The organism is Roseovarius sp. MBR-79, assembly GCF_053628555.1.
Genome location: NZ_JBRJGP010000012.1, coordinates 23115 through 46501, shown reverse-complemented (window position 1 = coordinate 46501; position 23387 = coordinate 23115). Strand labels below are relative to the sequence as shown.

The following is a 23387-nucleotide window of genomic DNA, read 5'->3' as shown; positions in this document are numbered from 1 at the left end:
GACAGGATGGAGTTTGAAATCAACGCCCTTGTGCCAGAGTTATGGTGCTCGGATTTCGAAGCTTCGATAGAGTTTTACACGACCGTTCTAGGGTTCGAGATCGCCCAGCGTAGGGGAAATGATCCTCATGCCTATCTGACACTCGATGGCGCCCAAGTGATGATTGCTCATTGGAAATTGGATGGAAACTGGGCACCGTGGTTGGCAGAGCAAATGGCCCGCCCTTATGGGCGAGGTGTCAACTTTCAATTCATGGTTCCTGACGTCGATAGAATTTACGAGGCGGTCCTGGCTCGGGGCGCAAAGCCGCTCCTTGATATCTACAATGCGGACATCTGGAAAACCGACTGCATGGATACGCGGCGTCAGTTCATGATTTTGGACCCGGACGGCTATGTTTTACGTTTCGCGCAAAGCCTTGGGACCCGCCCCGTGGATGATGCAGACATCAAGAGGCTGAATGAGCAATATTGCTCGTAAAATCTGGAGAGATACGGGCATCGCCCTGTTGACGGCGCGATACTGATCGCCGTTATTCGCTGCGATTCAAAGGATGTGTGTGACCGCGTCATCGGCCTTGCAGTTACCCATGAGTTCCCGGTGTTTGTGTTTCTGAGATCCGCGCCCGTCGGCGAGGCGGGAGAGGCCGCCCCCGTCAGGCGAGGCCACGAGCCCCCCCCGGTCCGTCTGCCGACCCTTCCAACGAAAAAGCCCGGCCAGATGGCCGGGCTTTTCCGAATTGGCGATAGGTGGCGATCAGTCGTCGCGGCTCTCGGGGGTTTCGACGAAGTTGTCGAAAACGTCGTCGGCGCTCATGTCCCGCTCGATGATCGGGGCGGCGAGGGCTGCGGCCGCTTCGGCCTCTTCGCGGCGCGCCTCGATCACGATGCTGTCGCGCGCCGTTGCGATGCGGCGCATTTCCTGCGTCGCGCGCCCCGTGCCCGCCGGGATGAGACGCCCGACGATCACGTTTTCCTTGAGGCCCACAAGCTTGTCGCGCTTGCCCTGGACCGACGCCTCGGTCAGCACGCGGGTCGTCTCCTGGAACGAGGCGGCCGAGATGAAGGACCGGGTTTGAAGCGAGGCCTTGGTGATCCCCAGAAGGATCGGCCCACCCGTTGCCGGACGCCCGCCCTTGGCCTCTGCCTTGGCATTGGCCTCGTCGAACTCCACCTTGTCGACATGCTCGCCCTTGAGCAGGGTGGTGTCTCCCGATTCGTCGATTTCCCATTTCTGGAGCATCTGGCGAACGATCACCTCGATATGCTTGTCGTTGATCTTCACGCCTTGCAGGCGGTACACCTCCTGCACCTCGTCGATCATGTAATTGGCCAGCGCCTCGACCCCCATGATGGCGAGAATGTCATGCGGCGCGGGATTGCCGTCCATGATGTAATCGCCCTTCTGGACATAATCACCCTCCTGAACCGGAATGTGCTTGCCCTTGGGGACCATGTATTCGGCAGGTGCGCGGCTGTCGTCCACCGGCTCGATGGTGATGCGGCGCTTGTTCTTGTAGTCCTTGCCAAAGCGCACGTAGCCATCGACCTCGGCGATGATCGCGTGATCCTTGGGGCGGCGCGCCTCGAACAACTCGGCCACCCGCGGCAGACCGCCGGTGATGTCCTTGGTCTTGCCGCCCTCGCGCGGGATGCGCGCGACCACGTCGCCGGCCTCGACCTCCTGGCCGTCCTCGATCGACAGGATCGCGTCCACCGACATCGGATAGGTCACCGGGTTGCCCGCGTCGTTGCGCATCGGCTCTCCATCCGCGCCGATGACAAAGATCTCGGGCTTGAGTTCGTTGCCGCGCGGTGCGGCGCGCCAGTCGGTCACGATCTTCTGGGTCATGCCGGTGGCGTCATCGGTCACGTCACGCACCGACAGGCCCGTGATCAGATCGACGAATTTCGCCGTGCCGGATTTCTCGGCGAGGATCGGCAGCGTGTAGGGGTCCCACTCGAAGAGCTTTTGCCCGCGCACCACCTTGTCGCCCTCGGCGACGAAGATCCGCGTGCCGTAGCCGACCTTGTGGCTGGCAAGCTCGACCCCGGCATCGGAGCGGATCAACACCTTCATGTTGCGGCCCATGACCAGCGTCTCGCCGCGCGAGTTCACCAGAACCTGCGGGTTCTCGTAGCTGATCGTGCCCTCCTGGCTTGCTTCGAGGAAGGACTGTTGCCCACCCTGCGCCACGCCGCCGATGTGGAAGGTCCGCATGGTGAGCTGCGTGCCCGGTTCGCCGATCGACTGGGCGGCGATGATCCCCACCGCCTCGCCGATATTGACGAGCGTGCCGCGGGCCAGATCGCGCCCGTAGCAGGTGGCACAGACACCGTCCTCGGCCTCGCAGGTCAGGGGCGAGCGCAGGCGCACGGTCTGCACAGTCGAAACCTCGATCATGTCGGCGGTGCGCTCGTCGATGAGTTGGCCCCTGGACACAAGCACGACGCCGCTGTCGGGATCGACGATATCATCGGCCGCAACCCGGCCAAGGCTGCGCTCGGCGAGCGAGGCCACGATCTCGCCGTCGTTCACGGCCGCCTCGACGGTCACGGCGCGTTCTGTCCCGCAATCATGCTCGCGCACGATGCAATCCTGCGCCACGTCCACCAGACGCCGGGTCAGATAGCCGGAGTTCGCGGTCTTGAGCGCGGTGTCCGACAGGCCCTTGCGCGCGCCGTGGGTCGAGTTGAAATATTCAAGAACGGTCAGACCTTCCTTGAAGTTCGAGATGATGGGCGTCTCGATGATGTCGCCATTCGGCTTGGCCATCAGGCCGCGCATCCCGCCAAGCTGCTTCATCTGCGTGACCGAGCCACGGGCACCGGAATGCGCCATCATGTAGACGCTGTTGGGCTCCTTCACGCCGCCATTCTCATCGCGGTGCTCGGCCGAGATGGTGGCCATCATCGCCTCGGTGACCTTGTCGTTACATTTCGACCAGGCATCGACGACCTTGTTGTATTTCTCGCCCTGGGTGATGAGGCCGTCCATGTATTGCTGCTCGAACCCTTTGACGAGGGCGCGGGTCTCCTCGACGAGGGGCCATTTCGAGTCCGGGATCACCATGTCGTCCTTGCCGAAGGAAATGCCCGCGCGGAACGCCTCGCGGAAGCCCATGGTCATGATCTGGTCGCAGAAGATGACCGATTCCTTCTGGCCGCAATAGCGGTAGACCGTGTCGATGACCTGCTGCACCTCCTTCTTGCGCAGAAGGCGGTTCACAAGGCTGAACGGGGCCTTGGCATTGGGCGGCAAAAGCGCGCCAAGCTTGGCGCGGCCCGGCGTCGTCTCGACGCGGGAAAAGACCTCGTTGCCCTCCTCGTCGATATGCGCCACGCGCACGGTCACGCGCGCATGAAGATGCACCTCGCCCGCATCAAGCGCGTGCTGCACCTCGTCGAGCGACGAGAACACCATGCCCTCGCCCTTCATGCCCTCGCGTTCCAGCGTGACGTAGTAGAGGCCAAGCACCATGTCCTGCGACGGCACGATGATCGGCGCGCCGTTGGCGGGGCTGAGCACGTTGTTGGTGGACATCATCAGCACCCGCGCCTCAAGCTGCGCCTCGAGGCTGAGCGGCACGTGAACGGCCATCTGGTCACCGTCGAAATCGGCGTTGAAGGCGGCACAGACCAGCGGGTGAAGCTGGATCGCCTTGCCCTCGATCAGGATCGGCTCGAACGCCTGGATGCCCAGACGGTGCAGCGTCGGCGCGCGGTTGAGCATGACGGGATGCTCGCGGATCACCTCGTCGAGGATGTCCCAGACCTCGGGGCGCTCTTTTTCAACGAGCTTCTTGGCCTGTTTCACCGTGCTGCTGAGGCCCTTGGCCTCCAGCCGCGAATAGATGAACGGCTTGAACAGCTCCAGCGCCATTTTTTTCGGCAACCCGCACTGGTGCAGTTTCAACTCGGGGCCGGTCACGATGACCGAGCGACCCGAGAAATCGACCCGCTTGCCCAGAAGGTTCTGACGGAAGCGGCCCTGCTTGCCCTTGAGCATGTCCGACAGCGATTTCAGCGGGCGCTTGTTGGCACCGGTGATCACGCGGCCACGGCGGCCGTTGTCAAAGAGCGCGTCGACCGCCTCTTGCAGCATCCGCTTTTCGTTGCGCACGATGATGTCGGGCGCGCGCAGCTCGATCAGGCGCTTGAGGCGGTTGTTGCGGTTGATGACCCGGCGGTAAAGATCGTTGAGATCCGAGGTGGCGAAGCGGCCACCGTCGAGCGGCACCAGCGGGCGCAGTTCCGGCGGAATGACCGGCAGCACCGTCAGCACCATCCATTCCGGGCGGTTGCCGGACTCGAGGAAGCTTTCGACCACCTTGAGGCGCTTGATGATCTTCTTGGGCTTCAGCTCGCCCGTGGCCTCTTTCAACTCTTCGCGCAGGCGGTCGGCCTCGGCTTCGAGGTCGATATTGGCCAGCATCTCGCGGATCGCCTCGGCGCCGATATTGGCGGTAAAGGCGTCCATGCCGTAAGCGTCCTGGGCATCCATGAACTCTTCTTCGGTCAGCATCTGACCGTAGGTGAGATCGGTGAGACCCGGCTCGATCACCACGTAATTCTCGAAGTAGAGCACCCGCTCCAGATCGCGCAGCGTCATGTCAAGCATGAGACCGATGCGCGAGGGCAGCGATTTCAGGAACCAGATATGGGCGCAGGGTGCGGCCAGTTCGATATGGCCCATACGCTCGCGCCGGACCTTTTGCAGCGTCACCTCGACGCCGCATTTCTCGCAGACGACGCCGCGATATTTCATGCGCTTGTATTTGCCGCAGAGGCATTCGTAATCCTTGATCGGACCAAAGATACGCGCGCAGAAGAGACCGTCACGTTCAGGCTTGAACGTGCGGTAGTTGATCGTCTCGGGCTTCTTGATCTCGCCGTAAGACCACGAGAGGATGCGCTCGGGGGAGGCGAGCGAGACCTTGATTTCGTCGAACGCCTTGGCAGGGGCCACCGGGTTGAACGGGTTGTTGGTAAGTTCCTGGTTCATTGTCTGATCCTTGAAGGCTGGCGGTGAAGAGAGGCAGAGCGCCGTTTTCTTGAAAAGAAAACGGACCGGACCCTTTGAAAGGGTCCGGAGCGTGGCGCTTACTCATCCTCCTCCGCATCCAGGAGTTCCATGTTGAGGCCGAGGCCGCGCACTTCCTTGACGAGCACGTTGAACGATTCCGGGATACCGGCCTCGAAATTGTCCTCGCCCTTGACGATGCTCTCATAGACCTTGGTGCGGCCCGCCACGTCATCCGACTTGACGGTGAGCATTTCCTGCAAAGTATAGGCGGCACCGTAAGCCTCGAGCGCCCAGACCTCCATCTCGCCGAAGCGCTGGCCGCCGAACTGCGCCTTGCCGCCCAGAGGCTGCTGCGTGACGAGGCTGTAAGGCCCGGTCGAACGCGCGTGGATCTTGTCATCGACAAGGTGATGCAGCTTCAGGAGATACTTGATGCCCACGGTCACGGGACGCGCGAACTGCTCGCCCGAACGCCCGTCAAAGAGCACCGACTGGCCGCTTGTGTCAAAACCCGCGCGGCGCAGCGCATCGTTGACGTCGCCCTCTTTCGCACCGTCGAAGACCGGCGTGGCAATGGGAACGCCGTTCGTCACGGTGCCGGCGGCAGCAACGAGCGTGGCGTCATCCATGCCCTTGATGCCCTCTTCATAGACATCCTCGCCGTAAGCGTGGCGCATCGCCTCGCGCACGGGGGTCAGATCACCGGTGCGGCGATAGTCGCTGAGCGCATCGTCGATCTTGATCCCGAGGCTGCGCGCGGCCCATCCCATATGGGTCTCGAGGATCTGGCCCACGTTCATCCGGCTCGGCACACCGAGCGGGTTGAGGCAGATATCGACGGGCGTGCCATCCGCAAGGAACGGCATGTCCTCGATCGGGATGACCTTTGATACGACGCCCTTGTTGCCGTGCCGCCCGGCCATCTTGTCGCCCGGTTGCAGCTTGCGCTTGATGGCGATGAAGACCTTGACCATCTTCATCACGCCCGGCGGCAGGTCGTCGCCCCGGCGCACCTTCTCGACCTTGTCCTCGAAACGGGCGTCGAGCGTGCGCTTCTGCGCCTCATACTGGTCGTGCAGCGCCTCGACGATCTTGGCGTCGGCCTCGTCCTTGAGGGCAAGCTGCCACCACTGACCCTTGGTCAGCGTTTCCAGCAATTCCTCGGTGATGTCGGAATTGGCCTTGACGCCCTTGGGCCCCTTGACCGCCACCTTGCCGAGAATGAGCGTTTTCAGACGCGCATAGATGTTGCGGTCGAGAATCGCCAATTCGTCATCGCGGTCACGCGCAAGACGCTCGACCTCCTCGCGCTCGATCTGGAGCGCGCGCTCGTCCTTCTCCACCCCGTGACGGTTGAAGACACGCACCTCGACCACCGTGCCGAAATCGCCCGGCTTCACGCGCAAGCTTGTGTCGCGCACGTCGCTGGCCTTTTCGCCGAAGATCGCGCGGAGGAGTTTTTCCTCCGGCGTCATCGGGCTCTCGCCCTTGGGGGTGATCTTGCCCACGAGGATATCGCCCGGCTGCACATCTGCACCGATATAGACGATGCCCGCCTCGTCGAGATTGCGCAGCGCCTCCTCGCCCACGTTGGGAATGTCGCGGGTGATCTCTTCCGGCCCGAGCTTGGTATCGCGGGCGGCCACCTCGAATTCCTCGATATGGACGCTTGTGAACACGTCATCGCGCACGATGCGTTCCGAGATCAGGATCGAGTCTTCGTAGTTGTAGCCGTTCCAGGGCATGAAGGCGACGATCACGTTCTTGCCGAGCGCCAGCTCGCCCATGTCGGTGCAGGGGCCATCGGCGATGACCTCGCCCTTCTCGACCGTGTCGCCGACATTCACCAGCGGCTGCTGGTTGATGCAGCTGTTCTGGTTCGAACGCTGGAACTTGCGCAGGCGGTAGATATCCACGCCGGGATCACCGATTTCGAGATCCTCGGTCGCGCGCACGACGATGCGCTGTGCATCGACCTGGTCGATCACACCGGCGCGGCGGGCCATGATCGCGGCCCCGCTGTCGATGGCCACCTTGCCCTCGATGCCGGTGCCGACAAGCGGTGCCTCCGAACGCAGCGTCGGCACGGCCTGCCGTTGCATGTTCGAGCCCATCAGCGCGCGGTTGGCGTCGTCATTCTCGAGGAAGGGAATGAGCGAGGCCGCGATCGAGACGAGCTGTTTCGGGCTCACGTCGATCAGGTCCACATTCTCGTTGGGGGCGAGCATGTATTCGCCCGATTGCCGGGTGTTGACCATCTCGTTGACGAAGTGCCCGCTCTCGTCGAGCGCGGCGTTGGCCTGGGCGACGGTGTGGCGCATCTCCTCCGTGGCGGACATGTAGACCACCTCGTCGGTCACCTGACCGCCCTTCACGCGGCGATAGGGGGTCTCGATGAAGCCATACTTGTTCACCCGCGCGAAGGTGGCGAGGCTGTTGATCAGGCCGATATTCGGCCCTTCCGGTGTCTCGATGGGGCACATCCGGCCGTAATGGGTGGGATGCACGTCGCGCACCTCGAAGCCCGCGCGTTCGCGCGTGAGGCCGCCCGGCCCGAGCGCCGAGAGGCGGCGCTTGTGCGTCACTTCCGAGAGCGGGTTGGTCTGGTCCATGAACTGCGACAGCTGCGAGGAGCCGAAGAATTCGCGCACCGCCGCCGCCGCCGGTTTGGCGTTGATCAGATCCTGCGGCATGACCGTGTCGATCTCGACGGAGGACATGCGTTCCTTGATCGCGCGTTCCATCCGCAGAAGGCCGACGCGATACTGGTTCTCCATCAACTCGCCTACCGAGCGCACGCGGCGATTGCCGAGATGGTCGATATCGTCGATATCGCCCTTGCCGTCGCGCAGCTCCACCAGCGCCTTGATGCAGGCCACGATATCCTCGCGGTCGAGCGTGCGCTGCGTATCGGGCTTGTCGAGCGCAAGGCGCATGTTCATCTTGACCCGGCCGACGGCCGAGAGGTCATAGCGCTCCGAGTCGAAGAACAGCGTCTGGAAAAGCGCCGCAGAGGCCTCTTCGGTGGGCGGCTCGCCGGGGCGCATGACGCGGTAGATATCCATGAGCGCGGTCTCACGCCCCATGTTCTTGTCGGCGGCCATGGTGTTGCGGATGTAGGGACCGACCGCCACGCCGTCGATATCGAGCACGGGGACATCGGTGATCCCGGCATCGAGCAGGTCCTGAAGCGTGCCGCCGGTGATCGTGCCGTCCTTGTCGTGCTCCAGCGTCAATTCGTCGCCGGCCTCGACATAGATCGCGCCCGTTTCCTCGTCGATGATGTCGCGCGCCACGTATTTCCCGACGATGTGGTCGAACGGCACCAGAAGATCGGTCACCTTGCCTTCGTCGATCAACTGCTTGACCGCGCGCGGCGTGACCTTCTTGCCTGCCTCGAACAGCACCTCGCCGGTCTTGGCGTCGATGATGTCATAGGTCGGGCGGGTGCCGCGGATGCGGTCGGGGAAGAACTTGGTGACCCAGCCCTGTTTTTTCTTAAGCTTGTAGCTGACCGTGTCGTAATAGGCATTCATGATGCCTTCCTGATCGAGACCGAGCGCATAGAGCAGCGTCGTCACCGGCAGCTTGCGGCGACGGTCGATGCGGGCAAACACGAGATCCTTGGCGTCGAACTCGAAATCGAGCCAGGAGCCGCGATAGGGAATGATCCGGCAGGTGAACAGAAGCTTGCCGGAGGAATGCGTCTTGCCCTTGTCGTGATCGAAGAACACGCCCGGAGAGCGGTGCATCTGGCTCACGACCACGCGCTCGGTGCCGTTGACGATGAAGGTGCCGTTATGGGTCATGAGCGGCATGTCGCCCATGAACACGTCCTGCTCCTTGATGTCCTTCACGGATTTCGCGCCGGTATCCTCGTCCACATCGAACACGATCAGGCGCAGCTTGACCTTGAGCGGAGCGGCATAGGTCATGTCGCGCTGCATGCATTCCTCGACGTCATACTTGGGCTTTTCAAGCTCGTAGCTGACGAATTCCAGCACGCTGGTCTCGTTGAAATCCTTGATCGGAAAGACCGACTGGAACACGCCCTTGATCCCCTCGCCGTCAAGCGGCTGGGGCTGATCGCCGGAGTTCAGGAACAGGTCATAGGACGATTTCTGAACCTCGATGAGGTTCGGCATTTCCAGCACTTCGCGGATCTTGCCGTAATACCTGCGCAAACGCTTCTGGCCAAGGTAGCTCTTTGCCATGTCGATCTCACCTTTCGTTTCTCACCGGCCGCGGTCGCTGTCGGGCACCAGCGCCGAGGGCCTCAGAGAGGGCGGGGCGATCCATTCGCGGCCATCGTCCCAATGACGGCCTCCCGATCGCAAGAACCTCGCCTGAAAGAACCCCCGGCACGGGCGGGGCCTCTCTGAGACAGGTTCGGCTGGACCCGGACATGCCCGGATCCAGCCTTTTGGTTCTGTAATCCTGAAACGCACCGGACAGGCTCCGGGGCGCTGCCGTGCGGCAGGAGATCCAGGGTCAGGCCCGGGATGATCCCGCCACAGGCGGGATCACTTGAGTTCGACCTCGGCGCCGGCTGCTTCCAGCTTGGCCTTGACTTCTTCGGCTTCGGCCTTGGAGACCTGTTCCTTGACGGCCTTGCCACCGGCCTCGACGAGGTCCTTGGCTTCCTTGAGGCCAAGACCCGTGATCGCGCGGACCTCTTTGATGACGTTGATCTTCGACGCACCGGCCGATTTCAGGATCACGTCGAATTCGGTCTGCTCTTCGGCGGCTTCGCCGCCGGCATCGCCGGCAGGGCCCGCCATCATCACAGCGCCGCCAGCGGCGGGCTCGATGCCATACTCGTCCTTGAGGATGGTTTTCAGTTCCTGTGCTTCGAGAAGCGTCAGATTGACAATCTCTTCCGCGAGTTTTTTCAGATCAGCCATTTTTCAGCTCTTTCCGTTTTCTATATGTGTTCCAACGTCGGGCACGACCCTACGCGAATGTGACAGTCTTGCCTTATGCAGCCTCGGCCTTTTCCTCGATCGTCGAGAGGATACTCGCGATATTCGAGGCAGGTGCGCCAATGGCCCCGGCGATGTTCGAAGCAGGCGCGCCGATGCAGCCGACGATGGAGGCAATAAGCTCCTCGCGCGACGGCATTTTCGACACGGCCTCGACACCGGCCCGGTCCAGAGCCGTCTCACCCATTGCCCCGCCAAGGATTTCGAACTTCTTGTTCGCCTTGGCAAAGTCCTCGGCCACCTTGGCTGCTGCCACGGGGTCTTCGGAGAAGGTGAGCACGGTCATGCCCGAGAGGTAGTCAGCGATGCTTGCGCAGGGCTTGCCCTCAAGGGCGATCTTGGCGAGCCTGTTCTTGGCAACGCGGACCGATGCCTCTGCCGCACGGGCGCGGGCACGAAGATCCTGCATTTCGACAACTGTCAGACCCGTGTAGTGGGCAACCACCACGACGCCAGAGCTTTCGAAGATCTGGCCGAGTTCCTCGACCACTTTCTCTTTCTGGGCTCTATCCACAGTTTCACTCCAAATTTGGGGGTTTCCCCCCGGCTCAGGTTTGCCACCCCCGAGGGGACGGCGTTCGGGTCCAAAACAAGGGGTCCCGAGGCCAAGATCACCCGAGAGCCAAAGCGCCCGGCTGGAATCTCATCTCGTTCCCCATCTCAGGAAGGATTTATTCGCCGCGGTTGCGACGAACCCTCCGTCTCGGACAGGACAGGGCCGCATGGCCCCGCCATCCGCCCCGGCCCTTGACGGACCGGGGCGAGATCTCATTCGGTGACGGCGCTGTTGACGTCGACCGACACGCCCGCGCCCATGGTGGACGAAAGCGAGATTTTCTTGACATAGGTGCCCTTGGCACCTGCGGGCCGTGCCTTTTGCACGGCAGAGACGAAGGCACGCAGGTTCTCGGCCAGTTTCTCGGCGTCGAACGAGGCCTTGCCGATCCCGGCATGGATGACCCCGGCCTTTTCGACCTTGAACTGGACCTGCCCGCCCTTGGCGTCCTTGACCGCCTGCGCCACATCCATGGTCACGGTGCCGACCTTGGGGTTGGGCATGAGGTTGCGCGGGCCAAGCACCTTGCCGAGACGGCCCACCACGGGCATCATGTCGGGCGTGGCGATGCAGCGATCGAACTCGATCTTGCCGCCCTGCACGATCTCCATCAGATCCTCGGCGCCGACGATGTCGGCACCTGCGGCCTGCGCCTCATCGGCCTTGGCGCCACGGGCGAAGACGGCGACGCGCACGGTCTTGCCGGTGCCGTTGGGAAGGCCCACGACGCCGCGCACCATCTGGTCCGCATGGCGCGGATCGACGCCGAGATTCATGGCGACTTCAACGGTTTCGTCGAATTTCGCGCTGGCATTTCCCTTGATCAGGGCAATCGCCTCTTCGACCGTCACATTGTCCTTGCCGGCAAAAGCCTCACGCAGGGCACGGGTCCGTTTTCCAAGTTTTGCCATCTTACTTCACCTCGATGCCCATGGAGCGCGCGGAGCCGAGAATGATCTGCATCGCCGCCTCGACGGAATTGGCGTTGAGATCCTGCATCTTGGCTTCGGCAATCTCGCGCACCTGCGCGATGGTGACGGTGCCCGCCGTGGTGCGGCCCGGCGTCTTGGAGCCGCCCTTCAACTTGGCGGCCTTCTTCAGGTAATGCGACGCGGGCGGCGTCTTGATGTCCATGACAAAGGACTTGTCCTGATAGTAGGAAATCACGGTCGGGCACGGCGCACCGGGCTCCATGTCTGCGGTCTTGGCATTGAACTGCTTGCAGAATTCCATGATGTTGATGCCGCGCTGGCCCAGGGCCGGGCCGACGGGCGGGCTGGGATTGGCTTGCCCGGCTTTCACCTGAAGCTTGAGCGTCCCGATCAGTTTCTTGGCCATCCGGCCTCTCCTTCGCTTCCAACGCCGTCAGGGCGCGCCCCTCCGGCTCTCTTGTTGTGTGGTGCGGTCCGGCGGCCGCGGCCGCCTCGCCTCCCACGGCTCACGGGGATCAGGTCTGTTTCGTGACCTGCGTGAATTCCAGTTCCACCGGCGTTTCCCGGCCAAAGATCGACACCGACACCTTCAGGCGCTGATGATCCTCGTCGACATATTCGACCATGCCGTCGAAATCCTCGAAAGGGCCGTCATTGACCTTGACCCGCTCGCCCACCTCGAAGTGGATGAGGGTGCGCGGGCTTTCCTCGCCTTCCTGCACACGGCCAAGGATCGCCTGAACCTCACTGTCGCGCATCGGCATCGGGCGACCCTGCGGGCCAAGGAACCCGGTCACCCGGTTGATCGAGTTGATCAGGTGATAGCCCTTGTCCGACATCTCCATGTGCACGAGCACATAGCCCGGCATGAAGCGCCGCTCGGCGGTGACCTTCTTGCCACGACGGATCTCGATCACCTCTTCGGTGGGCACGAGAACCTCGTCGATCTCGTCCTCAAGGCCATTGTCGATCACCGACTGCCTGATCTGCTCGGCGATCTTCTTCTCGAAATTCGAGAGAACGCTGACCGAGTACCACCGCTTTGCCATTGCCGACCTTGCCCTTGCTTCCCGACACGAGGCCGGTTTTTTGTATTCTTTCAAGCGGTTGTGACCGCATCGCCGAAAATTAAAAGTGGCGCGCAACACGAATCGCCGCGCGCCTTTCATCCGGACTGTGGGGCGAACTAGCCCCGTTTCGCCGTGAATTCAAGGGCTTTCTGCACCCTGCCCCGCGCCCGAGAGCCAGAGCCGCGAGAGCCAGCGCCCGTGGCGATGCACCCCCAGACGCGGCCGCACCGGTGCAGGGCGCGCGCCCAGCTCCAGCCGCCAGCGCCGCGTGGCGGGAAACGTGAAGCCAAAGACACGCTCGGCGATCCGCTCGGGCACGATCCCGGCACTTGCCCAGCCGAAAAACGCAAGGCTCACCTGATCCGTCAGTCCCGCCCGCGACAGGAGACAGATTTCAAGCGATTCCTCGAACGGGCTGTCGTGATCGGCGAACAGAAGCCACTCCGTCCCGACCTCGAACACCGCCAGAACATGCCGTCCCGGCACCCACAGATCGGGGCCGGATGGAGCACAGCGCACCCGCATGGCGGGCTCTTCGGACTGCTCGCGGTGTTCCAGAACCTGCCAGGTCGGCCCGGTGACCATCAGAAGAACAGACTCACGCCGAAGACTGCGAGCGCGCCGCCGACAAAAGCCCCGATGCCGACACAGACCGGCGCGCCGGGGCCGCAGACAAGCCCCGCCGCCGCGCCGCCCGCGATGCCGCCCGCGATGCCGCCACCCATCACCGCGCCCTCTTCGACCGCCTGCGCGCCGGGATCGTCCGCGACAGCTATATTGTAGACGGATACTCCGATGCTCAGCACGATCAGTCCCCGGCCAAATCGCGACGCGCGTTGCATCATCGCGTTGACCTGCGGGTTCGACCGCCCGGAGGCGCGCACGACCTCGGCATAAACACGCTGCTGCTCCGCCGCCGACAAGCGGTCAAACCGCGCTCCGGACCCGAAGAGCCGTTCGGTATAGCGGGCCAGAAGAGTTTGCCGGTTCAGACCCGACGCCTTCATCTGCTCTGCGAGCGCGCGCCCGACCGGCGAGGTCCGCCCGCGCAGCGCCTCGAGCGTCGTGTTGCGCAAAATCATCGCCTCATCCGCGGCCTGCGACCAACTCAACTGACCGCTGCGCGCCGCCCGTTCCAATGCGCTTGCCGCCTCGGAAATCTGCCGCTGATAGAGCAGCCGCACCTGCGCGTCATTGGTGGCCATCGCCGCCGCAGCGGTGACATCGGCGCGCAGGACATCAATGGCCCGGTCGAACACGCTGCGGTCATCCTGCCCCGTGCCCGTGCCGCCAGTGCCCGATCCGAATGTCCAGAATGTATCTGCCACGTGCCTCGCGCCCTCACATGCCGTCGCCCGCAGGTTGCGCCCGGAGAGCGTGCAAGGTCAACCGGCAAAAGACGGTCGGCTCAGCCGAAGATGCCCAGCACCGCCTGAAGCCCGCCCCGGATCGCCAAATCGACCAGTGCGAAGAAAATCGCCGTCAGCGTGGCGAGGATGAACACCATCACCGTCGTCAACACCACCTCTCGGCGGGTTGGCCAGACGACCTTGGCCACTTCCGATCGGACCTGCTGAATGAACTGAAGCGGGTTCGTGCCTGCCATCTGTGCCGTCTTTCCTGACTGTGTCCTGCCGCGACATACGCGGCACGGACCGCGAATTCAAGAGCCGAGACGGTTCCGCCCCGCGTCGCCGATGCGATCAAAGGGGTCCGGCATGTGGTCGAACGCGTCGTCGTCGGCCTCCGGCGAAACTTTCGCGCGAATCTCCCTGAGGCGCGCGGACAGGTCGTGACGGATCGCTTGCAGACGCGGCTGCCCGAAAAGCGCGACGCCGAACAGGCAGAGCACGAACACGGCCAGCATGGCGATGAGCACCGCCCGCGGCCAGATCACAACGGCAAGAAACAGAAGCGCCCAACCTGCATGCACCGGTCGTGGCCGCCACCCGCGCACCCGCGCGATCAAGAGCCCCGGATTGGGCAGGCCGGGTTTGCGGCGGGGTGGTGCGACGGCCTCGAGCACCAGTTGATCCTCTAGCACGGGCAGGCCGTCACGGCGGCGCATCGTGCGCTCCTCGCGCATGATCTTGCCGATGGTCGTGACCGCGTTGCGAACGGCAATTTCCGTCGTCGCGGCATCCGCAGGCGGCTTCGCGGCAAATTCCTCGGCATCGAGAAAGAAATGTTTGGATGGGGTCTCGCCCCGGGCACTATCAGGTCCCATAACAGCAGCACTCTCTTTTCCACGCCCCCACGCGGCCCGGCGCAACCCTCAGGCATTGCCGATACGTGGTTTCTCTGGGGCGCAAATGTGGCGCAAAAGTGGCAAACCCGCGTCAAAACCGGGGCATTTCCGATTTTCAACACATTTGAGCGGTATTTTGGGCAAAGTTTAGGTGTATAGAGCCGCTGCGCACACGCATCGCGCGAAGCGCGCTTACCTCTGGTCCGGTCTTGAAAATTGGCAGGGGCAGCAGGGCTTGAACCCGCGACCTACGGTTTTGGAGACCGTCGCTCTACCAACTGAGCTATACCCCTGCGATTGGGCTGGTGATATTTGCTTTCACCGCGCCCGTCAAGCGGGGGGCACGGGGTTATGCGCGCACCTCGCCGCCCATACCTTCAGCCGATCAGAAGATCGCCCGCCAGCCCCAGCGTGAAGCCGAAAACCGCGCCGAGCGGGGGCAGCCAGCTGTGCCCGTCATGTGCGGCCGGTGCGATGTCCTGAAAGATCAGATAAAGGATTCCACCCGCGGCGAACATCATGATGACCCCGAGCACCTGCGGCATCTCGGACAGGAAACCGAAGCCGAGCGCGGCGCAGACCGGCCCGAGCAGCGCAAGCCCGGCGAAAAGCAGCACGATCCTGCGCCCCCGCACCGCGCCGCCGCTCACGATGTCGCGGAAGGCAGCAAAGCCTTCAGGCAGGTTTTGAAGGAAAATCAGCCCTGCCAGCAAGAGCGCACTCTCGATCTCGGCCACGAGCATCGCGCCGATGGCCATCGCCTCGGGCAGGAAATCGAGCAGCATCGCCATGAGCTGCGAGCCACGCCCGCCGCGCATTTCGAGAAAGCGGTCGATGACGAAAAACGCGATGCCCCCGGCGGAGAAGGCTCCGAGCGCAAGCGGAGCCGTCAGGTCCTCGCGTGCATGGGGCACCAGAACCAGCGCAATGGCCGCCAGAAGCGCCCCGCCACCAAATGCCACTATGCCATGGGTGGCAGCGGCGGGGAGTTTTCGACAGGTGGCCGAAAGCGCAAGCGCGGCGCCAATCGGCATCGCCGTCCCGGCACCAAGGGCAAGGAGCAGCGCAAACCATAATCCGTCGCTTCCCATGCGCCCTGCTTTCGCTCAAACGTGCCGTTCGACCATCATCTTCTTGATCTCGGCGATGGCCTTGGCGGGGTTGAGGCCCTTCGGGCAGGTTTTCGTGCAGTTCATGATCGTGTGGCAGCGGTAGAGCTTGAACGGGTCTTCCAACTCGTCGAGCCGCTCGCCCGTCGCCTCGTCGCGGCTGTCGATGATCCAGCGATAGGCGTGCAGGAGGGCGGCGGGGCCGAGGTATTTGTCGCCGTTCCACCAATAGGAGGGGCAGGAGGTGGAGCAGGACGCGCACATCACGCATTCATAAAGCCCGTCAAGCTTTTCGCGGTCCTCGATCGACTGCCGCCACTCTTTCGCCGGGCGGTTGGTCTTGGTCTCGAGCCACGGCATGATGCTGGCGTGCTGCGCGTAGAAATGCGTGAGGTCGGGGATCAGGTCCTTGACCACCGGCATATGCGGCAGCGGGTAGATCTTCACGTCGCCCTTGATCTCGTCCATCCCGTAGATACAGGCCAGCGTGTTGATCCCGTCGATATTCATCGCGCAGGAGCCGCAGATCCCCTCGCGGCAGGAGCGGCGGAAGGTCAGCGTCGGGTCGATTTTCGTCTTGATATATATGAGCGCGTCCAGAACCATCGGCCCGCAATCATCCAGATCGACGAAATAGGTATCGACGCGCGGGTTTTGCCCGTCGTCGGGGTTCCAGCGATAGATCTGGAACTTGCGCGCGTTCTTGGCCCCCTCGGGCTTGGGCCATGTCTTGCCCGTGGTCATGCGCGAATTCTTGGGGAGGGTGAGTTGAACCATTGTGCTACTCCTTTCAGCCGCCCAGAAGGGTCAGGCTATTCTGGGCAATGCAGCGCGTCGCCTCGGGGCGTTGTGCGATGCCGACAACCTCTTGCACGACCTCGGGGGTCACGCCGGTGACGCTGGCACTCGCGATGCGGACAATCTCGCCCGCCGAGGCCGCGTCGATGATGCAATCGCTGACGGGGGCGGGGTTCACCCCCGGAAATCTCTGGGTGACAACGCTGTTGACCACCGCCTTCGCCCGCTCGCGCGCGATGCCGTCGGCCACTTGATTGGTCGCCTCGCACGCGCCGAGCGCCAGAAGCGCAAAACAGGAAAGCGCGATCCCCCGCATTTTCTCTCAGTTCCCGCGTAGACAGTAGGTCGAACCGCCAACGATCACTGGCGCATGCCGTGGGCAAGCGCTGTAACGCCGTTCGGTGTGTTCACGACGTTCCACGGCAAATCGCGGCGTCGGATTTCGCCCCAGCCTCTCATCGGCGCACGCGTTCACCCGGTCCGCCTGCGCCGGACTCAGGTTCGATCCCGGCAGGATCCAGGTAATGGTTTGCCCGCCGGGCGGAAGCTCGGGCCATTCCGCACCAAACCGCGCGGCACCACGAAGCCCCATCTCGTATCTGCAATCCAAAATCGCCGTTCGCTGCTCAAGGACCGGGATATAGCGATTCACATCTGCGCTCGCCGTCACAGGCCCTAAAAAACCCAGAGCGGTAAAGACAAGGCCAAGTTGTAATTTTGGTTTGACGCTCTTCATGACCTTCCTCCTTAGAACGTGCGCGCTTTGGGAGCGATCTTCTTGAGGCTGATGCCGCCCTCGGCCTCGGTGGTGAGCGGCGTCTCGATCACCGGGCGATAGCTGAGAGCCACATCCGTCTCACCGATCCGGGCAATCGTGTGCACGCGCCATTTCTTGTCGTCGCGCGTCGGGTGATCCTCGGAGGCGTGCGCACCGCGGCTTTCCTTGCGCGCCTCGGCCCCGAAAATGGTGGCCAGCGCGCAGGGCATCAGGTTGGTCAGTTCCAGCGTTTCCATCAGGTCGCTGTTCCAGATCAGCGAGCGGTCGGTAACCGAAAGATCGCCCATCTTGCCCGCAACCGCCGTCATCTTTGCGACCCCTTCGGCCAGGGTCTTGTCGGTGCGGAAGACGGCGGCATCGGCCTGCATGGTCTTTTGCATCTCGAGGCGCAGATCGGCGGTCGGGATCGCACCCGTGGCGTGGCGCAGCCCGTCGAACCGGTCAAGCGCCTTGTCGACCTCTGCCGCGTTGGTGGCGGGCACGGCGCTTTCGGCGTCCACCACCTTGCCCGCACGAATTGCCGCCGCGCGCCCGAACACGACAAGGTCGATCAGCGAGTTGGAGCCAAGCCGGTTGGCCCCGTGAACGCTGGCGCAGGCCGCCTCGCCCACGGCCATCAGGCCGGGCACCACCGCGTTCGGGTCGTCCTTGGTCGGGTTCAGAACCTCACCCCAATAGTTCGTCGGGATACCGCCCATGTTGTAATGCACGGTGGGCAGGACCGGAATCGGCTCCTTGGTGACATCGACACCGGCGAAGATGCGCGCGCTCTCGGAAATGCCGGGCAGGCGCAGGTGCAGCGCCTCGGGCGGCAGGTGCGAGAGGTTCAGGTGGATATGGTCCTTGCCCGCCCCCACGCCGCGCCCCTCGCGGATTTCCATGGTCATGCAGCGGCTGACATAGTCGCGCGGGGCAAGGTCCTTGTAGTTGGGCGCATAGCGCTCCATGAAGCGCTCGCCCTCGGAATTGGTCAGATAGCCGCCTTCGCCGCGCGCGCCCTCGGTAATCAGGCACCCGGCACCGAAAATCCCGGTGGGGTGGAACTGCACGAATTCCATGTCTTGCAGCGGCAGCCCCGCCCGCGCCACCATGCCGTTGCCGTCGCCGGTGCAGGTATGGGCAGAGGTCGCGCTGAAATACGCCCGACCATAGCCGCCGGTGGCGAGCACGACCATCTTGGCGTTGAAGACATGGATCGTGCCATCGTCGAGCTTCCAGCAGACAACGCCGGTGCAGGCACCATCGGTCATCACCAGATCAATGGCGAAATACTCGATGTAGAACTCGGCCTTCTGCTTGAGGCTCTGGCCATAGAGCGTGTGCAGGATCGCGTGGCCGGTGCGGTCGGCTGCCGCACAGGTGCGCTGCACGGGCGGGCCGTCGCCATATTCGGTCGTGTGCCCGCCGAACGGGCGCTGATAGATCTTGCCCTCCTCGGTGCGCGAGAACGGCACGCCGTAATGCTCCAGCTCATAGACCGCCTTGGGGGCCTCGCGCGCGAGATATTCCATCGCGTCGGTATCGCCCAGCCAGTCCGAGCCCTTCACGGTGTCGAACATGTGCCATTGCCAGCTGTCGGGGCCCATGTTGCCAAGGCTTGCCGCGATGCCGCCCTGTGCGGCCACCGTGTGCGAGCGGGTCGGGAACACCTTGGTCACGCAAGCCGTGCGCAGCCCCTGTTCGGCCATCCCCAGCGTCGCGCGCAGCCCCGCGCCGCCCGCGCCCACAACCACGACGTCATAATCATGCGTCTCGTATTCATAAGCAGCCATGTTTTCAGGTCCTCACAGCGCGATCTTGGCAAGGGCAAAAAGCCCGGTGGCGATCATCCCGTAACTTAGAACGGTCACCGCGATAATCAGGCCCCGGCGTGTGCTGCCATGGGTATAATCCTCGATCATGGTCTGCGCCCCGGCGGCGAAGTGGCGCAGCCCGAAGAAGAGCACCAGCGCCGTCAGGATTGCCATGGCGGGATGCGCGAGGTTGTCCAGAACCTCGGCCCGGTCGCCGCCAAGCGTGCGCCCGAAGGCCACCAGAAACACCGGGATGATGAGCGCAAGACCTACGCCCGACAGTTTCATATACCAGAAATGCTCGGTTCCCGTGCCCGAGGCACCCTTGCCCTCGGCGCGTTTGCGTGCGGTCAGATAACGCATGACAACCTCCTCAGACCAAAAGCAGCGTGATGACGGTCAGAACGACCGAGCCGATGATGCAACCCCAGCCCAGTTTCTCCGCCGTCGGAATGTCCATGCCCTTGCCCGCGTCGAAATAAAGATGCCGCAGTCCCGCCAGATAGTGATACCACACCGCCCAGAGCGAGAGCGTCAGCACCAGATCGCCGAACCAGGAGGTCAGCACCGCATCGGCCAGCGCGAAATAGGCGTCCGAGGTCGAGGCCGCGAGCAGCCACCACACGATCAGGAGCGCCGCTATGATCAGCGCGTTGCCGGTGATCCGCGTCAGGATCGAGGTGATCGAGGTGAGTTGCGGGCGATAGACCTGCAAATGCGGGGAAAGCGGGCGTTCAACCGGCTTGGTCTCGGCCATGGAAACCTCCTTGGGGTGGTCGGCGGCGGCATGGGGGCCGCACAAGCTGCGCCCGTTTTGGAGGTTTTTGCCGCGGCTGTCACCTGCAAGCTCATAAAAATCCGGGTTAACCTGACAATTCGCCGCAAAAAACGGGGCTTTGTGATCACATAAATAATCGTGTGATCACATTCGTTCGGAAACCGGTTTCGGATCCACGCCGCAGAGCGGCATTGAGTCTCTTGCTGCTACAGATTCACACGTGCGGCGTGTCTGCATGAAAATTGTGATCACAAGCCGCGATCAGCCCGCGCTCTTTTCCAGCGCCTCGATCCGGGCCTTGAGCGCCTCGTTCTCCTCGCGGGCCTTCTGCGCCATGGCGCGCACGGCGTCGAATTCCTCGCGGGTGACGAAATCGCGATCCGCCAGCCAGCGGTCGATCAGCGATTTCATCGCTGTCTCGGCCTCGGTGCGCGCGCCCTGCGCCACGCCCATGGCGTTGGTCATGAGTTGGCTCAGATCGTCGAGCACCTTGTTGCGCGTCTGCATGGCACTTACCTCCGGCGTTACATTCGCCCTTTATATGGTCGGGCGCGAGACGATCACAAGGTTGACTTTCCCCACAGGCCAAAGGCATTGAGACCCCATGCAAGCAGCCCTCCCCTTCCCCGACATATCGCCAGAGATTTTCACGATCCCGATCTTCGGCATGGAATTCGCCCTGCGCTGGTATGCGCTGGCCTATATCGTCGGCATCGTGATCGGCTGGCGGATCGTCGTGGCCACGGTCAAGCGGCCGGCGCTCTGGCCCGGTGGTGCCGCCCCGATGAAGCCTGCGGATGTCGAGGATCTGCTCACCTGGGTGATCCTTGGCGTGATCCTGGGCGGACGGCTGGGATATGTGCTGTTCTACCAGCCCGGCTACTACCTGTCGAACCCCGCGCAGATCCTTCAGGTCTGGGAGGGCGGCATGGCCTTTCACGGCGGTCTCATGGGCGTGGTGCTGGCGGTGATCCTGTTTTCGCGCGCGCGCGGTATCACCTGGATTTCGGTCGCGGATGCGCTCTGCATGGTGACGCCGGTGGGCCTTTTGCTCGGACGGATCGCCAATTTCATCAATGCCGAATTGTGGGGGCGGCCGACCGACCTGCCCTGGGGCGTGATCTTTCCAGGGTCTGCTGCACAGGATTGCGCGGGCGCGCTGGCGGGCATGTGCGCGCGCCATCCCTCGCAGCTTTACGAGGCGGCGCTCGAGGGGCTCCTTCTCGGCGCGGTGCTCTTGTGGCTGGGCTGGCGGCGCGGCGCGCTGCGCCTTCCCGGCACACTGACGGGGCTTTTCTTTGCGGGCTACGGGATGGCGCGGTTCGCGGTGGAATTCGTCCGCCAGCCCGATGCGCAGTTCATCACCCCCGGCAATCCGCTGGGGCTTGCCTTTCACGTCGGTGGCTACGGGTTGACCATGGGGCAGGCGCTGTCGCTGCCGATGATTGCCTTCGGGCTTGGCATGGTCCTTTGGGCGCGACGGCGGGCATTGCCTGCATGACCGCGCTGGCCGGGGCCCTCGCCGCGCGCATCCGTGCAAGCGGCCCGATGAGCCTTGCCGAGTATATGGCCACCTGCCTGATGGACCCATCCCACGGCTATTACGCCACGCGCGACCCGTTCGGCGCGGGCGGCGATTTCACCACCGCGCCGGAAATCAGCCAGATGTTCGGCGAGTTGCTGGGGCTGTGCCTTGCGCAGTGCTGGCTTGATCAGGGGGCACCTGCGCCGTTCACGCTGGCAGAGACCGGCCCCGGTCGCGGCACGCTCATGGCGGACCTTTTGCGCGCGACCCGCGCTGTTCCCGGCTTTCACGCCGCGATGCGGCTGCATCTGGTCGAGACCTCTCCCACCCTGCGCAAGGTGCAGGCCGCGACCCTCGGGCGCGGCGATGTGACATGGTGCGGCCGGGTGGAGGATCTGCCCCCGGCCCCGCTCTACCTTGTTGCCAACGAATTCTTTGACGCGCTGCCAGTGCGCCAGTTCCAGCGCGGCGAAAGCGGCTGGCACGAGCGGGTTGTGGGCCTGACCGGGGACCGCCTTACCCTCGGTCTCGGGCCCGAATGCACCCTGCCCGCGCTCGATCACCGGCAGGCGGATACGCGGCCGGGCGACATCGTGGAGACCTGCGCGCCGGGGGCGGCCATCGCCGCACATATCGGTGCCCGCATCGCCGGGCATGGCGGCGCTGCGCTGCTGATCGACTATGGCGACTGGCGCTCCTTGGGGGACACGTTTCAGGCCGTGGCGGGCCATGCGCCCACCGATCCCCTTGCCGCACCGGGCGCTGCGGACCTGACCGCGCATGTCGATTTCGAGGCGCTCGCCCGCGCCGCCGCCCCCGCTGCCCATACCCGCCTCACGCCGCAGGGCGTGTTTCTGGAGCGTCTCGGGCTGGCCCGACGGGCCGAGGCACTGGCGCGCGGCCTTTCGGGGGCGGCGCTGGACAGCCACCTTGCTGCATATCGGCGCTTGACCGACGCGCAGGAAATGGGGACGCTCTTCAAGGTGCTGGGGCTCTACCCTCCCGGCGCGCCACCGCCACCCGGACTGGACCCATGACGCTCGAGATCATCACCGCCGACGCGCTTGCCCCCCTGCGCCACGGGTTCTTTACCCGGCGCGGCGGCGCGTCCTCGGGGATATTCTCGGGCCTCAACTGCGGCGCGGGGTCGTCGGATCAGGCCGAGATCGTGACCATCAACCGCGCCCGCGTGGCCGATGCGATGCAGGTGGCACCCGGTCACCTTGTGACCGTGCATCAGGTCCATTCGGCGGATGTCGTGCCGGTCACCGGCCCTCTGATCGAAAAGCTGCGCGCCGATGCCATGGTGACGGCGACGCCGGGCGTGGCACTGGCCGTTCTGACCGCCGATTGCCAGCCGGTGCTCTTCGCCGACACCGATGCCGGCGTGATCGGAGCGGCCCATGCCGGATGGCGCGGCGCGCGCGACGGGGTGCTCGAGGCCACGATCGAGGCGATGGAAGGACTCGGCGCACGGCGCGCCAGCATCACCGCCGTGATCGGGCCGACGATCAGCCAGAGCGCCTACGAGGTCGGCCCCGAACTGCTCGAGGAGTTCCTTGCCCACACGCCCGAAAGCGCCCGCTTTTTTGCCAATGGCCACGGCGACCGTTATCAGTTCGACCTGCCCGGCTATGGCCTTTACAGGCTGCGCCGCGCAGGCGTGGGCCATGCGGAATGGACGCGCCATTGCACCTATGCGGACCCCGAACGCTTCTATTCCTACCGCCGCAGCACCCATGCGAATGAGGCGGATTACGGGCGGCTAATCTCGGCAATCCGGCTCTGATGCA

23 protein-coding genes and 1 tRNA gene are annotated in these 23387 nt (G+C 63.7%); 4 read left to right on the top strand and 20 right to left on the bottom strand.

Annotated features, from left to right (window positions below):
* The first annotated feature begins 6 nt into the window (after window positions 1-6).
* Complete coding sequence (locus ACSSV8_RS13345; RefSeq protein ID WP_454282760.1) at window positions 7-480, top strand: bleomycin resistance protein; 474 nt, start codon at window positions 7-9, stop codon at window positions 478-480.
* A gap of 276 nt (window positions 481-756) precedes the next feature.
* On the opposite strand, the gene rpoC is transcribed toward ACSSV8_RS13345, so the two are convergent.
* From rpoC to ACSSV8_RS13245, 20 genes are all read right to left on the bottom strand, one after another.
* Entirely contained in the window at window positions 757-5004 is a 4248-nt protein-coding gene (gene rpoC, locus ACSSV8_RS13340; protein ID WP_454282759.1) for a DNA-directed RNA polymerase subunit beta', read from the bottom strand.
* A gap of 98 nt (window positions 5005-5102) precedes the next feature.
* Window positions 5103-9239 carry a DNA-directed RNA polymerase subunit beta gene (gene rpoB / locus ACSSV8_RS13335; RefSeq protein ID WP_454282758.1) on the bottom strand — a complete coding sequence of 1379 codons (4137 nt, stop codon included), beginning with the start codon at window positions 9237-9239 and terminating at the stop codon, window positions 5103-5105.
* 309 nt (window positions 9240-9548) lie between these two features.
* Entirely contained in the window at window positions 9549-9929 is a 381-nt protein-coding gene (gene rplL, locus ACSSV8_RS13330) for a 50S ribosomal protein L7/L12 (RefSeq protein WP_354539244.1), read from the bottom strand.
* A 73-nt stretch (window positions 9930-10002) separates the two neighbouring features.
* The gene (gene rplJ, locus ACSSV8_RS13325; protein ID WP_354539245.1) at window positions 10003-10521 is read right to left on the bottom strand and encodes a 50S ribosomal protein L10; all 519 of its coding nucleotides are present in this window, start codon (window positions 10519-10521) and stop codon (window positions 10003-10005) included.
* Window positions 10522-10775: 254 nt separating this feature from the next.
* The gene (rplA, locus tag ACSSV8_RS13320; protein ID WP_354539246.1) at window positions 10776-11474 is read right to left on the bottom strand and encodes a 50S ribosomal protein L1; all 699 of its coding nucleotides are present in this window, start codon (window positions 11472-11474) and stop codon (window positions 10776-10778) included.
* A gap of 1 nt (window position 11475) precedes the next feature.
* Window positions 11476-11901 carry a 50S ribosomal protein L11 gene (gene rplK, locus ACSSV8_RS13315; RefSeq protein WP_354539247.1) on the bottom strand — a complete coding sequence of 142 codons (426 nt, stop codon included), beginning with the start codon at window positions 11899-11901 and terminating at the stop codon, window positions 11476-11478.
* Window positions 11902-12010: 109 nt separating this feature from the next.
* The gene (gene nusG / locus ACSSV8_RS13310; protein ID WP_354539248.1) at window positions 12011-12544 is read right to left on the bottom strand and encodes a transcription termination/antitermination protein NusG; all 534 of its coding nucleotides are present in this window, start codon (window positions 12542-12544) and stop codon (window positions 12011-12013) included.
* A gap of 159 nt (window positions 12545-12703) precedes the next feature.
* On the bottom strand, window positions 12704-13150 hold the full coding sequence (locus tag ACSSV8_RS13305) for a hypothetical protein (RefSeq protein WP_354539249.1): 447 nt from the start codon (window positions 13148-13150) through the stop codon (window positions 12704-12706).
* Window positions 13150-13893, bottom strand: a complete 744-nt coding sequence (locus ACSSV8_RS13300; RefSeq protein WP_454282757.1) for a hypothetical protein — start codon at window positions 13891-13893, stop codon at window positions 13150-13152. Before ACSSV8_RS13300 ends, ACSSV8_RS13305 begins: the two co-directional genes overlap by 1 nt.
* Before the next feature lie 80 nt (window positions 13894-13973).
* The gene (gene secE / locus ACSSV8_RS13295) at window positions 13974-14171 is read right to left on the bottom strand and encodes a preprotein translocase subunit SecE (protein ID WP_354539251.1); all 198 of its coding nucleotides are present in this window, start codon (window positions 14169-14171) and stop codon (window positions 13974-13976) included.
* A gap of 57 nt (window positions 14172-14228) precedes the next feature.
* Complete coding sequence (locus tag ACSSV8_RS13290) at window positions 14229-14792, bottom strand: hypothetical protein (protein ID WP_454282756.1); 564 nt, start codon at window positions 14790-14792, stop codon at window positions 14229-14231.
* A gap of 238 nt (window positions 14793-15030) precedes the next feature.
* A tRNA-Trp gene (locus tag ACSSV8_RS13285) sits at window positions 15031-15106 on the bottom strand.
* A gap of 84 nt (window positions 15107-15190) precedes the next feature.
* Complete coding sequence (locus ACSSV8_RS13280; protein ID WP_454282755.1) at window positions 15191-15904, bottom strand: ZIP family metal transporter; 714 nt, start codon at window positions 15902-15904, stop codon at window positions 15191-15193.
* 15 nt (window positions 15905-15919) lie between these two features.
* The gene (locus ACSSV8_RS13275) at window positions 15920-16699 is read right to left on the bottom strand and encodes a succinate dehydrogenase iron-sulfur subunit (RefSeq protein ID WP_454282754.1); all 780 of its coding nucleotides are present in this window, start codon (window positions 16697-16699) and stop codon (window positions 15920-15922) included.
* A 13-nt stretch (window positions 16700-16712) separates the two neighbouring features.
* Window positions 16713-17036: a succinate dehydrogenase gene (locus ACSSV8_RS13270; RefSeq protein WP_454282753.1), complete on the bottom strand. Its 324-nt coding sequence runs from the start codon at window positions 17034-17036 to the stop codon at window positions 16713-16715.
* Between the two features lie 6 nt (window positions 17037-17042).
* Window positions 17043-17456 (bottom strand): hypothetical protein, encoded by a 414-nt coding sequence (locus ACSSV8_RS13265; RefSeq protein ID WP_454282752.1) that lies wholly within the window; start codon window positions 17454-17456, stop codon window positions 17043-17045.
* An 11-nt stretch (window positions 17457-17467) separates the two neighbouring features.
* Window positions 17468-19270 carry a succinate dehydrogenase flavoprotein subunit gene (sdhA, locus tag ACSSV8_RS13260; RefSeq protein WP_454282751.1) on the bottom strand — a complete coding sequence of 601 codons (1803 nt, stop codon included), beginning with the start codon at window positions 19268-19270 and terminating at the stop codon, window positions 17468-17470.
* 12 nt (window positions 19271-19282) lie between these two features.
* On the bottom strand, window positions 19283-19654 hold the full coding sequence (gene sdhD / locus ACSSV8_RS13255) for a succinate dehydrogenase, hydrophobic membrane anchor protein (RefSeq protein ID WP_354539257.1): 372 nt from the start codon (window positions 19652-19654) through the stop codon (window positions 19283-19285).
* 10 nt (window positions 19655-19664) lie between these two features.
* Entirely contained in the window at window positions 19665-20048 is a 384-nt protein-coding gene (gene sdhC, locus ACSSV8_RS13250) for a succinate dehydrogenase, cytochrome b556 subunit (RefSeq protein ID WP_354539258.1), read from the bottom strand.
* 282 nt (window positions 20049-20330) lie between these two features.
* The gene (locus ACSSV8_RS13245; RefSeq protein ID WP_354539259.1) at window positions 20331-20576 is read right to left on the bottom strand and encodes an accessory factor UbiK family protein; all 246 of its coding nucleotides are present in this window, start codon (window positions 20574-20576) and stop codon (window positions 20331-20333) included.
* A 97-nt stretch (window positions 20577-20673) separates the two neighbouring features.
* Between ACSSV8_RS13245 and lgt the strand changes: the two genes are divergently transcribed.
* From lgt to pgeF, 3 genes are read left to right on the top strand one after another with little or no spacing between them, the layout of a single operon-like run.
* Complete coding sequence (gene lgt / locus ACSSV8_RS13240) at window positions 20674-21570, top strand: prolipoprotein diacylglyceryl transferase (protein WP_454282750.1); 897 nt, start codon at window positions 20674-20676, stop codon at window positions 21568-21570.
* Window positions 21567-22631, top strand: a complete 1065-nt coding sequence (locus tag ACSSV8_RS13235; protein WP_454282749.1) for a class I SAM-dependent methyltransferase — start codon at window positions 21567-21569, stop codon at window positions 22629-22631. Before lgt ends, ACSSV8_RS13235 begins: the two co-directional genes overlap by 4 nt.
* The gene (pgeF, locus tag ACSSV8_RS13230; RefSeq protein WP_454282748.1) at window positions 22628-23383 is read left to right on the top strand and encodes a peptidoglycan editing factor PgeF; all 756 of its coding nucleotides are present in this window, start codon (window positions 22628-22630) and stop codon (window positions 23381-23383) included. The genes ACSSV8_RS13235 and pgeF overlap by 4 nt, the downstream gene beginning before the upstream one ends.
* Window positions 23384-23387: the final 4 nt, after the last annotated feature.

Excerpts from the sequence above, each read along its gene's own strand:
- rplL (WP_354539244.1), bottom strand. The coding sequence starts at position 9,929 with ATGGCTGATCTGAAAAAACTCGCGGAAGAGATTGTCAATCTGACGCTT.
- rplK (WP_354539247.1), bottom strand. The coding sequence starts at position 11,901 with ATGGCCAAGAAACTGATCGGGACGCTCAAGCTTCAGGTGAAAGCCGGG.
- ACSSV8_RS13265 (WP_454282752.1), bottom strand. The coding sequence starts at position 17,456 with ATGAAGAGCGTCAAACCAAAATTACAACTTGGCCTTGTCTTTACCGCT.
- ACSSV8_RS13280 (WP_454282755.1), bottom strand. The coding sequence starts at position 15,904 with ATGGGAAGCGACGGATTATGGTTTGCGCTGCTCCTTGCCCTTGGTGCC.
- nusG (WP_354539248.1), bottom strand. The coding sequence starts at position 12,544 with ATGGCAAAGCGGTGGTACTCGGTCAGCGTTCTCTCGAATTTCGAGAAG.
- ACSSV8_RS13235 (WP_454282749.1), top strand. The coding sequence starts at position 21,567 with ATGACCGCGCTGGCCGGGGCCCTCGCCGCGCGCATCCGTGCAAGCGGC.
- ACSSV8_RS13245 (WP_354539259.1), bottom strand. The coding sequence starts at position 20,576 with ATGCAGACGCGCAACAAGGTGCTCGACGATCTGAGCCAACTCATGACC.
- ACSSV8_RS13345 (WP_454282760.1), top strand. The coding sequence starts at position 7 with ATGGAGTTTGAAATCAACGCCCTTGTGCCAGAGTTATGGTGCTCGGAT.
- sdhC (WP_354539258.1), bottom strand. The coding sequence starts at position 20,048 with ATGGCCGAGACCAAGCCGGTTGAACGCCCGCTTTCCCCGCATTTGCAG.
- rpoC (WP_454282759.1), bottom strand. The coding sequence starts at position 5,004 with ATGAACCAGGAACTTACCAACAACCCGTTCAACCCGGTGGCCCCTGCC.
- rpoB (WP_454282758.1), bottom strand. The coding sequence starts at position 9,239 with ATGGCAAAGAGCTACCTTGGCCAGAAGCGTTTGCGCAGGTATTACGGC.
- rplA (WP_354539246.1), bottom strand. The coding sequence starts at position 11,474 with ATGGCAAAACTTGGAAAACGGACCCGTGCCCTGCGTGAGGCTTTTGCC.
- ACSSV8_RS13270 (WP_454282753.1), bottom strand. The coding sequence starts at position 17,036 with ATGCGGGGGATCGCGCTTTCCTGTTTTGCGCTTCTGGCGCTCGGCGCG.
- sdhD (WP_354539257.1), bottom strand. The coding sequence starts at position 19,654 with ATGCGTTATCTGACCGCACGCAAACGCGCCGAGGGCAAGGGTGCCTCG.
- secE (WP_354539251.1), bottom strand. The coding sequence starts at position 14,171 with ATGGCAGGCACGAACCCGCTTCAGTTCATTCAGCAGGTCCGATCGGAA.
- lgt (WP_454282750.1), top strand. The coding sequence starts at position 20,674 with ATGCAAGCAGCCCTCCCCTTCCCCGACATATCGCCAGAGATTTTCACG.
- ACSSV8_RS13290 (WP_454282756.1), bottom strand. The coding sequence starts at position 14,792 with ATGGGACCTGATAGTGCCCGGGGCGAGACCCCATCCAAACATTTCTTT.
- ACSSV8_RS13275 (WP_454282754.1), bottom strand. The coding sequence starts at position 16,699 with ATGGTTCAACTCACCCTCCCCAAGAATTCGCGCATGACCACGGGCAAG.
- ACSSV8_RS13305 (WP_354539249.1), bottom strand. The coding sequence starts at position 13,150 with ATGGTCACCGGGCCGACCTGGCAGGTTCTGGAACACCGCGAGCAGTCC.
- sdhA (WP_454282751.1), bottom strand. The coding sequence starts at position 19,270 with ATGGCTGCTTATGAATACGAGACGCATGATTATGACGTCGTGGTTGTG.
- pgeF (WP_454282748.1), top strand. The coding sequence starts at position 22,628 with ATGACGCTCGAGATCATCACCGCCGACGCGCTTGCCCCCCTGCGCCAC.